Here is a 14,623-nt window from a genome sequence, read left to right as displayed (position 1 = left end):
ACGATTTGCCGACAGCGGGTGTATTAATAGGCGACAACTATCATACAAATCGTTAACAACGTCGCCCGGCGCTTTTTTTACTGCGCCATTTTCCCTACAATCGGTTCCATTGTCCGCCATTGTGGAATAAAGAGGTTATTCATGGGCACGGCTAAACATAGCAAATTACTGATTCTGGGCTCCGGCCCGGCCGGTTACACCGCCGCCGTTTACGCGGCGCGCGCCAACCTGAGCCCGGTGCTGATCACCGGTATGGAACAAGGCGGCCAGCTGACCACCACCACCGAAGTGGAAAACTGGCCGGGCGACGCCGAAGGCCTGACCGGCCCGGCGCTGATGGAGCGCATGCGCGAGCATGCGGAGAAGTTCCAGACTGAAATCGTCTTCGATCACATCAACAGCGTCGATCTGCAGCAGCGTCCGTTCCGCCTGTTCGGCGACAGCGGTGAATACAGCTGCGACGCGCTGATCATCGCAACCGGCGCCTCCGCCCGCTACCTTGGCCTGCCTTCCGAAGACGCGTTCAAGGGTAAAGGCGTTTCCGCCTGTGCGACCTGCGACGGTTTCTTCTACCGCAACCAGAAAGTCGCCGTGGTCGGCGGCGGCAACACCGCCGTTGAAGAAGCGCTGTACCTGTCCAATATCGCCGCCGAGGTTCACCTGATCCACCGCCGCGACAGCTTCCGTTCGGAGAAGATCCTGATCGACCGGCTGATGGAAAAAGTGAAAAGCGGCAATATCGTGCTGCACACCGACCATACGCTGGACGAAGTGCTGGGCGATGAAATGGGCGTGACCGGCGTGCGTATCCGCAGCACCAAAGCGGAAAACGAAACCCGCGAACTGGAACTGGCCGGCGTGTTCATCGCCATCGGCCACAGCCCGAACACCGGCATCTTCGGCGGCCAGCTGGAGCTGGAAAACGGCTACATCAAGGTGCAGTCCGGCATTCACGGCAATGCGACCCAAACCACCATCCCCGGCGTCTTCGCCGCAGGCGACGTGATGGATCACATTTACCGCCAGGCGATCACCTCCGCCGGCACCGGCTGTATGGCGGCGCTGGACGCAGAGCGTTACCTGGACGGCATCGCCGGCGCAGAAGTCTGCTAAGACTTTCTCGCCACCAGCAAAAAGCGGCTCTCGAGCCGCTTTTTTTGTTCCTTTCTTCAGCGATCCCCTATCGCGTCTGTTATAGCCACATTTGGCCGCTTTATTATTTTCAGTCTGCCGGGTGACGAGGTAACATGGGACCTCGCTTGTTTGCCGCCGATTGCGCCAAACACTATTATTTAACAGTACGTTAACCCAGCCCGTAACAAACGGGCGCCGGCGACGCAGACGCATATCTGATGAAAAAAACCAGACAGCAACAGTTAACCCGTTGGCTTAAAACCCAGAGTTCGTTAGCGCAGCGTTGGCTGCGCCTTTCCATGCTGTTGGGGCTGTTCAGCGGCCTGCTGATCGTGGCGCAGGCCTGGCTGCTGGCCAGCCTGCTGCACGCCCTGATCATCGAACATACCCCGCGCGAACAGCTGATCCCTTCGTTTATCTGGCTGGCCGCCGCGTTCGCGCTGCGGGCGCTGTTAAGCTGGCTGCGGGAACGGATCGGTTTCCTGTGTGGGCAGGTGATCCGCCAGCGCATGCGCCAACAGGTGCTGGATAAGCTGCAGCAGCTCGGCCCGGCCTGGATCCAGGGCAAACCGGCGGGCAGCTGGGCCAGCATCATCGTCGAACAGATCGAGGATATGCAGGACTATTACTCGCGCTATCTGCCGCAGATGTATCTGGCGGTTTTCATCCCGCTGCTGATTTTGATCGCCGTCTTCCCGATCAATTGGGCCGCGGGCATCATTCTGCTGGCAACCGCGCCGCTGATCCCGCTGTTTATGGCGCTGGTCGGCATGGGAGCCGCCGACGCCAACCGCCGTAACTTCGTGGCGCTGGCGCGCTTGAGCGGCAACTTCCTCGACCGCCTGCGCGGCCTGGACACCCTGCGGCTGTTCGACCGCGCGCAGGCCGAAACCGCGCAGATCGCCAAATCCTCCGAAGACTTCCGCAGCCGCACCATGGAAGTGCTGCGCCTGGCCTTCCTCTCTTCCGGCGTGCTGGAGTTCTTCGCCTCGATCTCCATCGCCGTGGTGGCGGTGTACTTCGGCTTTTCCTACCTCGGTGAACTCAACTTCGGCAGCTACGGCCTCGGCGTGACGCTGTTTTCCGGTTTTCTGGTGTTGATTCTGGCACCGGAGTTTTTCCAACCGCTGCGCGATCTCGGCACCTTCTACCATGCCAAAGCGCAGGCGATCGGCGCGGCGGAAGCGCTGGAAACCTTCCTCAGCGCCGAAGGCGAGCAGATGGGCAACGGCACGCGGCAACTGCCCGCCGATCAACCGCTGACGCTGCAGGCGAACGCGTTGGAAATCCTGTCGCCGAACGGCGTACTGCTGGCCGGGCCGCTGAGCTTCACCCTGCAACCGCAGCAGCGCGTGGCGCTGGTCGGGCTGAGCGGCGCCGGTAAAAGCTCGCTGCTGAATCTGCTGCTCGGCTTCCTGCCCTATCGCGGGTCGTTGACCGTCAACGGCATTGAGCTGCGTGAACTGTCCGCCGAAACCTGGCGCCAGCAGCTGAGCTGGGTCGGCCAGAACCCGCATCTGCCGGCGCAAACCCTGCGCGCCAATATTCTGCTGGGCTGCCCGCAGGCCGACGAAGCGCAGCTGCAGCAGGCGGTGGAACTCGCCTACGTCAGCGAACTGCTCCCTTATCTGCCGCAGGGGCTCGACACCGAAGTGGGCGACAACGCCGCTCGCCTGTCGGTCGGCCAGGCGCAGCGCGTGGCGGTCGCCCGGGCGCTGATCGGTCCGCGCCGCCTGCTGCTGCTGGATGAACCGGCCGCCAGCCTCGATGCCCACAGCGAACAGCGGGTGATGCAGGCGTTGAATGCCGCTTCGCATCAGCAAACCACCCTGCTGGTGACGCACCAGCTGGAAGATACCGAAGACTACGATCAGATTTGGGTGATGGATAACGGGCGCATCGTGCAACAGGGCGATTACGCCACCCTCAGCGCCCAACCGGGCCTGTTTGCCACTCTGATCGCCCATCGCCGCGGGGAGCTTTAATCATGCGCGTTTTGCTGCCGTTTTTGGCGTTGTATCGCCGCCATAGCCTGCTGATTAGCCTGGGCATCCTTTTGGCGATCGTCACTCTGCTGGCCAGCATCGGCCTGCTGGCACTCTCCGGCTGGTTCCTGGCCGCCTCGTCGCTGGCCGGATTGGCGGGCCTGTTGACCTTCAACTACATGCTGCCGGCCGCCGGCGTGCGCGGCGCGGCAATCTTCCGCACCGCCGGGCGCTATGCCGAGCGAGTCGTCAGCCACGACGCCACCTTCCGCGTGCTGTCGCATCTGCGGGTGTTCACCTTCAGTAAGATCCTGCCGCTGACGCCGGGCGGCATCGCCCGCTTCCGCCAGGCCGAGCTGCTCAACCGCCTGGTGGCGGACGTGGACACGCTGGATCATCTTTATCTGCGGGTGATCTCGCCGTTGATCAGCGCGGCGGTGGTGATCCTGGTGGTCACCTACGGCCTGAGCTGGCTCGATCCTGCGCTCGCCCTGACGCTGGGCGGCATTCTGTTACTGTTGCTGCTGCTGGTGCCGCCGGTGTTCTATCGCGCCGGTAAACCGATCGGCGGCCAGCTTACCGCCCTGCGCGGCCAATACCGAACCGACCTGACCGCCTGGCTGCAGGGGCAGGCCGAGCTGGTGGTGTTCGGTGCCGTCAACGACTTCCGCCAGACGCTAAACGCCACCGAACAGCGGTGGCAACGCCGCCAGTGGCAGCAAGCCTCGCTGAGCGGCAAGGCGCAGGCGCTGATGATCCTCGCCAGCGGGCTGACGGTGACGCTGCTGCTGTGGCTGACCGCCGCCGGCATCGGCGGCGATACCCAGCCCGGCGCGCTGATCGCGCTGTTTGTCTTCGCCGCGCTGGCGTCGTTCGAAGCGCTGATGCCGGTCGCCGGTGCCTTCCAGTATCTCGGCCAGGTGATCGCCTCCGCCACGCGGGTCAAACAGAACATCGATCGTCAGCCGGAGGTCACCTTCCCGGCCACCGGCCCGGCCGCCGCCGATCGGGCTCAGCTTAGCCTGCGGCAGCTGAGTTTCACCTACCCCGACCAGCCGCAGCCGGTGCTGCGCGACGTCACGCTCGAGGTCGCGGCCGGCGAACACATCGCCTTGCTCGGCCGCACCGGCTGCGGCAAGTCCACCCTGCTGCAGCTGCTGACCCGCGCCTGGCGCACCGACGGCGGCAACATTCTGCTCAACGGCGAACCGCTGGAGGATTATGATGAAACCACGCTGCGTCGGATGACCACGGTCGTCAGCCAGCGTGTGCATATCTTCAGCGATACGCTGCGGGAAAACCTGCGGCTGGCCGCGCCGGACGCCGACGACGCTCGCCTGAGCGAGGTGCTGCAGCAGGTGGGGCTCGGCAAATTGCTGGACAGCGACGGCGGGCTGAACGCCTGGCTGGGCGAAGGCGGCCGGCAGCTGTCCGGCGGCGAACAGCGCCGTCTTGGCATCGCCCGCGCGCTGCTGCACCCTGCCCCGCTGCTGCTGCTCGACGAACCGACCGAAGGGCTGGACGCCGAAACCGAGCAGCAGATCCTGGCGCTGCTGCGCCGGCATTGTCAGGGCAAAACGCTGATCCTGGTGACGCACCGTCTGTACGGCCTGGAGCATCTCGACCGCATTTGCGTGATGGACGACGGCCGGATTGTCGAACAGGGCGATCACGCCACCCTGATGCGCCGGCAGGGCCGCTATGCCCGCTTTCGCAACCGTATCAGCAACCTGGCGCCGTAATCGGCCCGTAGAGGACGCAGAGAGCCTGTATGCGCATCGTTAAACTTTCCCCCCAGTCGCTGGCGTTTCCCTCGCCTGAGGGCGCCCTGCGCGACCCTAACGGCCTGCTGGCTATCGGCGGCGACCTGACGGCGCCGCGGCTGCTGGCGGCCTACGAGCGCGGCATTTTCCCCTGGTACTCGCCGGGGGAAGCGATTCTGTGGTGGTCGCCCGATCCGCGTGCGGTGCTGTTCCCGACAGAGTTTCATCTCAACCGCAGCCTGAAACGCTTTTTGCGCCACGATCCGTTTCGCATCACGCTCAACCACAACTTCGCCGCGGTGATCGCCGCCTGCGCCCATCGGCCGGATGAAGGCACCTGGATCGGCCCGGAGGTACAGCGCGCCTATCAGCATCTGCACCGCCTTGGCTATGCGCACTCGGTGGAGGTGTGGCAGGATGATCAACTGGTCGGCGGCATGTACGGCGTGGCGCAGGGCGCGTTGTTCTGCGGCGAATCGATGTTCAGCCGCGTTACCAACGCCTCAAAATGCGCATTGATGGCCTTTTGCCGCCATTTTGCCGCTTATGGCGGGGAATTGATTGACTGCCAGGTGCTGAACGCTCACACTGCCCGCCTTGGCGCGCGTGAAATTCCGCGCCGTCAATTTTTGCAGCAGCTCAGCACCCTTCAACGGCGGCCTTTGGCGCCGGCGTGCTGGGAGCCGCAAGTCATATCCCCACAGCCGGCTGAACCGCCCTCTCCAGTAAACTAATTGGTGGAAACGGTGCAATGTTCACCGACACATCTTTACATAATGGGGGTTTTTCGGCATTATCTTGCCGGTTAAAAACTAAGGTAGTTAGACCTAGAGGATTCGATGGCCAAAGAAGACAATATTGAAATGCAGGGCACCGTTCTTGATACGCTGCCGAACACCATGTTCCGCGTTGAATTGGAAAACGGGCACGTGGTAACCGCACACATCTCCGGTAAAATGCGTAAAAACTATATCCGCATCCTGACGGGCGACAAAGTCACTGTAGAGCTGACCCCGTACGACCTGAGCAAAGGCCGCATTGTCTTCCGTAGCCGTTAATCGGCTCACCGCGCGCCACACGCTGGCGGCATCGAGGATGTAATCCCTCGGGAGCCCTTTCCGTTTACCCCCGCAGCGACGTTACACAACGGGTTGCAGGTGCGCAGGTAAACTGAGAGGGCTCACTCGTTTCTGTTGTACGGTGAATCTCACCCATAAAAAAAGCGATGCCGAAGCATCGCTTTTTCTTTGCCTGAAGGCAGCCTTAGTGTACCGCGCCCTCGTCCGCCTTGCGTTTGGCGGCGCTGAGGAAGTGGTAGGTCAGCTGTTTCTTGTCCTTGTCCAGCTCGACCTTCACGGAACCGCCGTCCACCAGCGAGCCGAACAGCAGTTCGTTGGCCAACGGTTTTTTCAGGTTCTCCTGCATGACGCGCGCCATCGGGCGAGCCCCCATCGCACGGTCGTAGCCCTTCACCGACAGCCAGTCGCGCGCTTCGTCGCTCACTTCCAGCGAGACGCCCTTCGCATCCAGCTGCGCCTGCAGTTCGACGATGAACTTGTCGACCACCTGCTGAATCACCTCGGTAGACAGATGGTTGAACCAGATGATGTTGTCCAGACGGTTGCGGAACTCCGGCGTAAACACCTTCTTGATCTCTTCCATCGCGTCGGTGCTGTTGTCCTGCTGCACCAGGCCGATCGATTTGCGTTCGGTTTCCCGTACCCCGGCGTTGGTGGTCATCACCAGGATCACGTTGCGGAAGTCCGCCTTGCGGCCGTTGTTGTCGGTCAGCGTCCCGTTGTCCATCACCTGTAGCAGCAGGTTGAACACGTCCGGATGCGCCTTCTCGATCTCATCGAGCAGCACCACCGCATGCGGATGCTTGATCACCGCATCGGTCAGCAGCCCGCCCTGATCGTAACCGACATAGCCCGGAGGCGCGCCGATCAGACGGCTGACGGTATGCCGCTCCATGTACTCGGACATGTCGAAACGCAGCAGCTCGATATCCATCGCCTTGGCCAACTGTACGGTGACCTCGGTTTTCCCGACCCCGGTCGGCCCGGCGAACAGGAAGGAACCGACCGGCTTGCGCTCGTGGCCCAGACCGGCGCGGCTCATCTTGATCGCTTCGGTCAACGCTTCGATCGCCTGATCCTGGCCGAACACCAGCATCTTCAGGCGATCGCCCAGGTTTCTCAGCACGTCGCGATCGCTGGCCGACACGGTTTTCTCCGGGATGCGAGCGATACGCGCCACCACGGATTCGATATCGGCCACGTTGACGGTTTTCTTGCGCTTGCTGGCCGGCATCAACCGGCTGCGGGCGCCCGCCTCGTCGATCACGTCGATCGCCTTGTCCGGCAGATGACGATCGTTGATGTATTTCACCGACAGCTCCACCGCGGCGCGGATCGCCTTGGCGGTATAACGCACGTCGTGGTGCGCTTCATACTTGGCCTTCAGGCCGTTGATGATCTGAACGGTCTCTTCCGCCGTCGGCTCGGTGATGTCGATCTTCTGGAAACGGCGCGCCAGGGCGCGATCCTTTTCGAAGATGTTGCTGAACTCCTGGTAGGTGGTCGAGCCGATCACCCGGATCTTGCCGCTCGACAGCAGCGGTTTGATCAGGTTGGCGGCATCCACCTGCCCACCGGAAGCCGCGCCGGCGCCGATGATGGTGTGAATTTCATCGATGAACAAAATGCTGTTCTGATCCTGTTCCAGCTGCTTGAGCAGCGCCTTGAAGCGCTTCTCGAAGTCGCCGCGGTATTTGGTGCCGGCCAGTAGTGAGCCGATATCCAGCGAATACAGCGTGCAGTCCGCCATCACTTCCGGCACGTCGCCCTGCACGATACGCCAGGCCAGCCCCTCGGCGATGGCGGTCTTGCCGACGCCGGATTCGCCGACCAGCAGCGGGTTGTTTTTACGACGGCGGCACAGCACCTGAATCGCGCGCTCCAGCTCACGATCGCGGCCGATCAACGGATCGATGCCGCCCACACGGGCCAACTGATTGAGGTTGGTGGTGAAGTTTTCCATACGGTCTTCCCCTCCGGACTGCTCTTCGTTCACCGGGTTTTCCGCATTCGGCGCTTGGCCCGGCTCGTCTTTACGCGTGCCATGTGAAATAAAGTTCACCACGTCGAGACGGCTGACGTCGTGTTTGCGCAGCAGATAGGCCGCCTGCGACTCCTGCTCGCTGAAGATGGCCACCAACACGTTGGCGCCGGACACTTCGCTGCGGCCGGAAGATTGCACATGGAAGACCGCGCGCTGCAGCACGCGCTGGAAGCTGAGCGTCGGCTGAGTGTCGCGCTCTTCTTCGCCGGCGGGCAGCGTCGGTGTGGTTTGTTCGATGAAGGCTTCCAGCTCCTGGCGCAACGCGGCCAGATCCACCGTACATGCCTCAAGCGCTTCTCGCGCGGCAGGGTTGCTCAGCAACGCCAGCAACAGGTGCTCCACGGTCATAAACTCGTGTCTGTGCTCACGCGCCCTGGCGAAAGCCATGTTGAGACTGAGTTCCAGTTCTTGATTGAGCATAAGCACCTCCCCAATAGATTGCCTTATTCAGGCTTTTTCCAGCGTACAAAGCAACGGATGCTCGTTCTCCCTTGCGTACCGGTTCACATGGACGACTTTGGTTTCCGCCACCTCGGCGGTAAAAACACCACAGATCGCCTTGCCTTGATAGTGGACCGTGAGCATCAGTTGCGTTGCGCGTTCAATATCATAAGAAAAGAACTTTTGCAGAACGTCAATCACAAATTCCATCGGTGTGTAATCGTCGTTGTTAAGTATAACTTTATACATAGACGGCGGTTTTACCGCATCGATTTGTTTTTCTTCGGCCAAGTGTTCAAAGTTTAGCCAGTCGTTGTTATTGCCCATCGCTGCTCATCTTCTCTGCTCTGCCCTCTTATATGGGGGCAGGTTTCGGTTATTCAAAGTGGGGGATAGTTACTATTTTATCATCTTCGGCTTCGTCCCGCCGCACTGTAACGTGCGCAAAAAAACGGGCCAATTGTGACTGAATCGTGGCAATAGCGTTACCTGCTTCAAACTTTGGTGAACTGCTCCCCGCCGACAAAAGCCGATCCCTTGACGGCCCGATCATTTGCTCTAGAGTGTAAATTCGTGGCTGGTGGTCTTTTAACCACCCTTTGTCCACGCTGCTACCCGCCCACGGCGGGTGCGAAATCAGTTATTCATCTCACTTAAAATAGCGTTGCGAGGGATGTAAAAGCATGGAGACGGGTACTGTTAAATGGTTTAACAACGCCAAAGGTTTTGGCTTCATCTGCCCAGCCGGCGGTGGCGAAGATATTTTCGCGCATTATTCCACAATCAAGATGGATGGTTACAGAACGTTGAAGGCGGGCCAGCAGGTCAGCTTCGACGTGCATCAAGGGCCAAAAGGGAACCATGCCAGCCTTATTGTGCCGGTGGAAAGCGAGGCGCTGTCCTAAACGCTTCCGGCAGCGTCGCGCTGCATTGACCGTGACTGCGATAAAAATGCCAGCCGCCGTGTGACTGGCATTTTTTATGCCTTTTACTTACTCGCGCGCCAGCGCATCGATCGGATTCAGCCGCGCGGCATTGCGCGCCGGCAGATAGCCGAACACCACCCCGATGCCGGTGGAACAAAGGAACGCGCTCAGCAACGCCGCCGGCGGGAAGCTGATCTGCCAGCCCGGCAATACCAGCTGCACCGCCAAACCGATGGCGAACGACAGCGTAATCCCCAGCGCGCCCCCCACCAGGCAGACCAATACCGCCTCGATCAGGAACTGCTGCAACACGTCGCCGGAACGAGCACCCACCGCCATGCGAATGCCGATCTCGCGCGTGCGTTCGGTCACCGACACCAGCATGATGTTCATCACGCCGATACCGCCGACCACCAGCGAAATCACCGCCACCAGCGTCAGGAACAGCTGCAGCGTGCGGGTGGTTTTCTCGGCGGTTTGCACCAGGCTGTCCATGTTATAGGTGAAGAAGTCCTTCTTGCCGTGGCGCAGCGTCAACAGGCGCGACAGCTGCTGTTCCGCTTCCTTGCTGTCGTAACCGTCGCGGATGCGAACGGTGATAGAGTCGAAATAATTGTTGCCCATCAGCCGGTTGGCCATGGTGCTGTAAGGCACCCACACGTTCAGCGTCTTGCTGCTGCCGAACATCGACTGCTTCTCCTTGGCCACGCCGACCACCGTCGCCGGCATGTTGCCTACCAGGATCACCTCGCCCACCACGTTCTTCTGGTGCGGGAACAGCCGCCGCTGGGTATTGGCGTCGATCACCACCGTCTGCGCCTGCGACTGCACCTGCAGCGGATCGATGCCGACGCCCTGGGTAAAGCTCATGCCGTACACGCGGAAGAACTGCTCGCTGACGCCGTTGACGTTGGCCGCCGCGTCGACGTTGCCCAAGCGCAGCCGCATGCTGCTGCTGATGCTCGGCGACAGCGCGCTGATGTAAGGCTGTTCGCGCAGCGCATCGAGATCGCCGTATTTCAACGATTGCCGGTAGGTCGGATCGTCATCGCCGAAGTCCTTGCCGGGGTAGATGTCGACGGTGTTGGTGCCGATGGATTTGATGTCCGCCAGCACCATCTGCTTGGCGGCGTCGCCGATCACCAGGATCGACACCACCGAGGCGATGCCGATAATGATGCCAAGCATGGTCAGCGCGGTGCGCATCTTGTTGGCCGCCATCGCACGCCAGGCCATCACCAGCGCCTCGCGGAAACGGCCGCCCACCTGCCGCCAGGAAGCCGCCGCCGCGGCCAGCGCCAGCGGCTTGGCCTGCGCATTCTCCTGCGGTGCCGGACGCGAGTCGGCGATAATCTCGCCGTCGCGGATCTCGATGATCCTCTCCGCCTGGCGCGCTACCGCCGGATCGTGGGTCACCAGGATCACGGTGTGGCCCTGGGCGCACAGCTGTTTGAGGATCGCCATCACTTCTTCGCCGGAGTGGCTGTCGAGCGCGCCGGTCGGTTCATCCGCCAGGATCACCTGCCCGCCATTCATCAGGGCGCGGGCGATGCTGACGCGCTGCTGCTGGCCGCCGGAAAGCTGGCTCGGCCGGTAGTTGACGCGCTCCCCCAGCCCCAGACGCCGCAACAGCGCCACCGCCCGTTCGCGCCGCGCCGCTTTGCCCAGCCCCGCGTACACCGCCGGCACTTCGACGTTGTGCGCCGCGCTCAGGTGCGGCAGCAGATGATAGCGCTGAAAGATAAAGCCGAAATGCTCGCGCCGCAGCTGTGCCAGCGCATCGTCGCTCAGGGTGGCCACATCCTGCCCGGCCACCCGATACACGCCGGCGCTCGGCTTGTCCAGACAGCCGAGAATGTTCATCAGCGTCGATTTGCCGGAGCCGGAGGCCCCCATGATCGCCACCATTTCACCGGCTTCAATGCTCAGGCTGATCCCCTTCAGCACCTCCACCGTCTGCTCGCCGGAACGGTAGCTGCGGCGGATGCCGCTCAGCTGCAACAGCGCCGCCATCAGCCGGCCTCCACGCCGCCGCGGCTGACGATCACCTCATCGCCCGCCTCGAGGCCGCTGAGGATCTGCACGTCGATATTGTTGCGCAGGCCGATAGCCACCTCGCGCTTCTCTTCCTTGCCCTGTTTCAGCACCGAGACGTGGTAGCGATTGTCGGCGATCTGATCGCCCAGCGCCGCCAGCGGGATCACCAGCGCCTGCTCGACGCCGGCCAGCTGAATATGCACCTGCGCCGTCATTTGCAAGCGCAGCAACCTTTCCGGGTTGGGCACTTCGAAACGCGCATAATAGAAGATGGCGTTGTTGACCTTTTCCGGCGTCGGCTGAATGTCTTTCAGCACGCCGTCGAAGCGCCGGGTCGGATCGCCCAGCACCGTGAACCAGGCCTTCTGACCCGGCTTGAGGTTAATGACGTCGGCCTCCGATACCTGCGCCTTCACCAGCATGGTGCCGAGATCCGCCAGCGTCAGAATGTTCGGCGCCTGCTGCGCCGCGATCACCGTCTGGCCCTGCAGCGTGGTGATCTGCACCACGTCGCCATCCATCGGCGCCTCGATGCGGGTATAGGCCAGGTTGATCTTGGCGGTATCCAGGCTGGCCTGGTTCCGCGCGATCTGCGCATTGATGGTGCCCACCTGCGCCTTCTTCACCGCCAGCTGCGTCGCCGCCTGATCCAGATCCTGGCGCGACACCGCCTGCAGCTTGGCCAGCGCCTGGTTGCGCTGCAGCGTGACCGCCGCCAGCTGCTGTTCGGCCTGCGCCTGCAGCAGTTGCGCATGCAGTTCACGCAGCGTCGCCTCGCCTTCGCGGATGCTGTTCTGCGCCTGTTGCGGATCGATAACCCCCAGCAACTGGCCTTTCTTCACCTTGTCGCCGATCTCGACATACAGTTTTTCCAGCTGCCCGCTGACCTGCGCGCCGACGTCGACCTTGCGCACCGCGTCCAGTTGGCCGGTCGCCAACACGTTCTGCTGCAGATCGCGCTGGGTGACCTTTACCGTTTTGAAATCGGTTGGCGCCGGATGGCGAAAGTGCCAAACGGCCGCCGCGGCAAGCGCCGCAATGACCGCCAGAACGAGTATCCAGCGGCGTTTATGTCCTTTAAACCCTGTCAAAATTGACCTGCCTGTGCTTGTGAATATCAACCGCCCATTGCGGCGGCGGAGCTAAATTAGCACGCACCGTAGGGAATAACTAAACCTTAGCTCAACACAATGTGGAGACACGCCTGGTTACAGTTCAGCATTGAACTCCCGTTTAGTGAAGCCTTGATGAAATAGCGCCATTCAATACAGCCAAGGATTTCATCATGTCACAGCTCAGCTACCCACTCGCCTCCGCCCGGCCGCTTAACGGCTGGCAACTGATGACGGCGCTGATCAATGGCGAAAAGGCACCGAGCAACGCCTGGAAAAAAACCTCGTTTCGCCTGAAGTTTCTCGGCCGTTCGCTGCTCAACTGGCGCACTACCAGCGGCCTGCTCAGCACCCTGGCCAGCAACCCGCTGCTGGAAGAGATCCTGAGCGCGCAGCCGAACCTGCCGTGCAAACTGCATCGCCCGTATCTGGCGGCCAACATGAGCAAGATCGAATGCCTGTTCGCCCTGCGCGATCATTACGATCTCATCGCGCAGCGCATGCCGCTGAAGATGCGCCTCGGCCACCTCGGCCCGCAGTCTTTCGTGCTGGCCAGCGCGATGGGCAAAAACGAAGCGCCGATCGCGCTGGAACTGGCGGCGATCGACAAGCTGAATAAGGAAGGGGAAGCCACGCTGCTGCTGCGCAACGCCAACGGCGTGATGCTGGCGGAGATCACCTTTGCGCTGATGCATTATCAGCAGCAACCCACGCTGTTCATCGGCGGCCTGCAGGGCGCCAACCATGAGGTGCCGCACGCCGAGATCCAGCACACCACCAAAGAGTGTCACGGCCTGTTCCCCAAACGCCTGGTGCTGGAAGGCATCTGCACGCTGGCGCGGCACCTCGGTATCCGCCAGATCGTGGCGGTCGGCAACGCCACCCATATCTATCAAAACTGGCGTTACCAGAGTAAGAAGAAGGACAAACTGCACGCCGATTACGATCAGTTCTGGCTGTCGATGGGCGCCAAACCGCTCGACAGCGGCTATTTCCTGCTGCCCGAACGCATCGCTCGCAAGCCGATCGAAGAGATTGCCAGCAAGAAGCGCGCCGAGTATCGCCGCCGCTATCAGCTGCTGGACGAGCTGGAACAAGGATTGGCGGCGCATTTCTGCGCCCGATAACGCCCGGCTGGCCGTCAGTCCGCCCGGCCGCGCGCCAGCCAGATCACCCGTGAGAACATTTTCTTCAGCAGCGGCGGCACCGAGTCCGTGCCCCATTCGCCGGCCTGCATCGCGACCTCGATCGCCAGATCCGGCTTCGACGAGTGGTGGACCGCTTTCAGGATCACCTTGCGCACCGGCATCTGCGCGTTGAGCGGCACCGACGCCATCCGGTGATAAACCGGGCCGAACCCTTCGCGGAACATGAAGTGCTCCATGTCCGGCGCCGGCAGCGCGGTCAGCCGATCGCGCTCGTTGTCTTCATGATTGTCCAGCAGGCTGCGCACGGTATTGGCGTACTTTTTGCCCGCCTCGTCGCCGTCCACCAGCGCATGCCACTCGATGCCCATGCGGCGGGCAAAGCGCAGCAGCGGCTTCAGGCCGCACTGGGCGAATTCGATGACCCTCACCCCTTCCGCCTCGAAATGGTAGCCGCACTGGCGCGCCAGCTCGTTCAGCAGCCACACTTCGGTCTCGCCTTCCACCAGCAGCCAGCAGCGGGCGAACAGCGACGACGGCCGGTTGAAACGGATGTGAAACGCGATGCGCCGCCCGTCTTCGGCGCTCAGCCCGCGCGGCCCGAGACGGTAGGTCGCGACCCGCCCCGACTCGCGCACCAGCCGGCAGACGTGCTCCACCGGCACCAGCGACACCAGTTCGCTGGAGTTGGTGGTGGTGATGCGCTGCAGCGGCAGCTGATTGAGCAGCCCCCAGGCCACCGACAGCATGATCGGGTGCAGGCGAGTTTCCGGGTCTTCCACCAGCAGCAGCGGCCGGGCATGCGGATCCAGCTTGACGTCGCCCTTGGCCTGCAGCAGGGTGGAAAACATCCCGAGCAGGATCAGGCGCATGCTGCGGCTGTTCGGTTCGGCCACCATGCGGTTGATGCCATCCAGCGCACGCCAGGCATCCTGCTCCGGTTCGCCGCCGCGGCGG

12 protein-coding genes are annotated in these 14,623 nt (G+C 62.0%); 7 read left to right on the top strand and 5 right to left on the bottom strand.

Annotated elements, in window-relative coordinates; genetic code table 11:
* Positions 1 to 141 precede the first annotated feature (141 nt).
* The 5 genes from trxB (at position 142) to infA (ending at position 5,940) form a co-directional block, all read left to right on the top strand.
* On the top strand, positions 142 to 1,113 hold the full coding sequence (gene trxB / locus ACJ8QI_RS04490) for a thioredoxin-disulfide reductase (protein ID WP_047727946.1): 972 nt from the start codon (positions 142 to 144) through the stop codon (positions 1,111 to 1,113).
* 239 nt (positions 1,114 to 1,352) lie between these two features.
* Positions 1,353 to 3,119 (top strand): heme ABC transporter permease/ATP-binding protein CydD, encoded by a 1,767-nt coding sequence (gene cydD, locus ACJ8QI_RS04485; protein ID WP_060440290.1) that lies wholly within the window; start codon positions 1,353 to 1,355, stop codon positions 3,117 to 3,119.
* Positions 3,120 to 3,121: 2 nt separating this feature from the next.
* The gene (gene cydC, locus ACJ8QI_RS04480) at positions 3,122 to 4,861 is read left to right on the top strand and encodes a heme ABC transporter ATP-binding protein/permease CydC (protein WP_442532136.1); all 1,740 of its coding nucleotides are present in this window, start codon (positions 3,122 to 3,124) and stop codon (positions 4,859 to 4,861) included.
* 29 nt (positions 4,862 to 4,890) lie between these two features.
* On the top strand, positions 4,891 to 5,616 hold the full coding sequence (gene aat, locus ACJ8QI_RS04475) for a leucyl/phenylalanyl-tRNA--protein transferase (RefSeq protein ID WP_442532135.1): 726 nt from the start codon (positions 4,891 to 4,893) through the stop codon (positions 5,614 to 5,616).
* Positions 5,617 to 5,721: 105 nt separating this feature from the next.
* Entirely contained in the window at positions 5,722 to 5,940 is a 219-nt protein-coding gene (gene infA, locus ACJ8QI_RS04470) for a translation initiation factor IF-1 (RefSeq protein WP_002211347.1), read from the top strand.
* 205 nt (positions 5,941 to 6,145) lie between these two features.
* Here the strand turns inward: infA and clpA are convergent, their stop codons facing one another.
* Positions 6,146 to 8,425, bottom strand: a complete 2,280-nt coding sequence (gene clpA / locus ACJ8QI_RS04465) for an ATP-dependent Clp protease ATP-binding subunit ClpA (RefSeq protein WP_004928343.1) — start codon at positions 8,423 to 8,425, stop codon at positions 6,146 to 6,148.
* A gap of 27 nt (positions 8,426 to 8,452) precedes the next feature.
* Positions 8,453 to 8,773, bottom strand: coding sequence for an ATP-dependent Clp protease adapter ClpS (gene clpS / locus ACJ8QI_RS04460; protein ID WP_004928347.1), 321 nt, complete (start codon positions 8,771 to 8,773; stop codon positions 8,453 to 8,455).
* Positions 8,774 to 9,129: 356 nt separating this feature from the next.
* Between clpS and cspD the strand changes: the two genes are divergently transcribed.
* On the top strand, positions 9,130 to 9,351 hold the full coding sequence (cspD, locus tag ACJ8QI_RS04455) for a cold shock-like protein CspD (protein WP_004928349.1): 222 nt from the start codon (positions 9,130 to 9,132) through the stop codon (positions 9,349 to 9,351).
* Between the two features lie 87 nt (positions 9,352 to 9,438).
* On the opposite strand, the gene macB is transcribed toward cspD, so the two are convergent.
* Both macB and macA read right to left on the bottom strand, forming a co-directional pair.
* Positions 9,439 to 11,385: a macrolide ABC transporter ATP-binding protein/permease MacB gene (macB, locus tag ACJ8QI_RS04450; protein ID WP_047727959.1), complete on the bottom strand. Its 1,947-nt coding sequence runs from the start codon at positions 11,383 to 11,385 to the stop codon at positions 9,439 to 9,441.
* Complete coding sequence (gene macA / locus ACJ8QI_RS04445) at positions 11,385 to 12,500, bottom strand: macrolide transporter subunit MacA (protein WP_060421705.1); 1,116 nt, start codon at positions 12,498 to 12,500, stop codon at positions 11,385 to 11,387. Before macA ends, macB begins: the two co-directional genes overlap by 1 nt.
* Positions 12,501 to 12,694: 194 nt before the next feature.
* On the opposite strand from macA, the gene ACJ8QI_RS04440 reads away from it, so the two are divergent.
* Positions 12,695 to 13,648 carry a VirK/YbjX family protein gene (locus ACJ8QI_RS04440; protein ID WP_060421702.1) on the top strand — a complete coding sequence of 318 codons (954 nt, stop codon included), beginning with the start codon at positions 12,695 to 12,697 and terminating at the stop codon, positions 13,646 to 13,648.
* A gap of 14 nt (positions 13,649 to 13,662) precedes the next feature.
* Here the strand turns inward: ACJ8QI_RS04440 and ACJ8QI_RS04435 are convergent.
* On the bottom strand, positions 13,663 to 14,623 hold a 961-nt coding region (locus ACJ8QI_RS04435; protein WP_442532134.1), incomplete at its 5' end, for a DUF2813 domain-containing protein.

Origin of the sequence: Serratia sp. CY84636 (genome assembly GCF_052166245.1) — a bacterium.
Classification (GTDB): Bacteria; Pseudomonadota; Gammaproteobacteria; order Enterobacterales; family Enterobacteriaceae; genus Serratia; species Serratia nevei.
The sequence above is the reverse complement of the archived record's forward strand: the minus strand, read 5'-3'. Positions and strand labels throughout refer to the sequence as shown.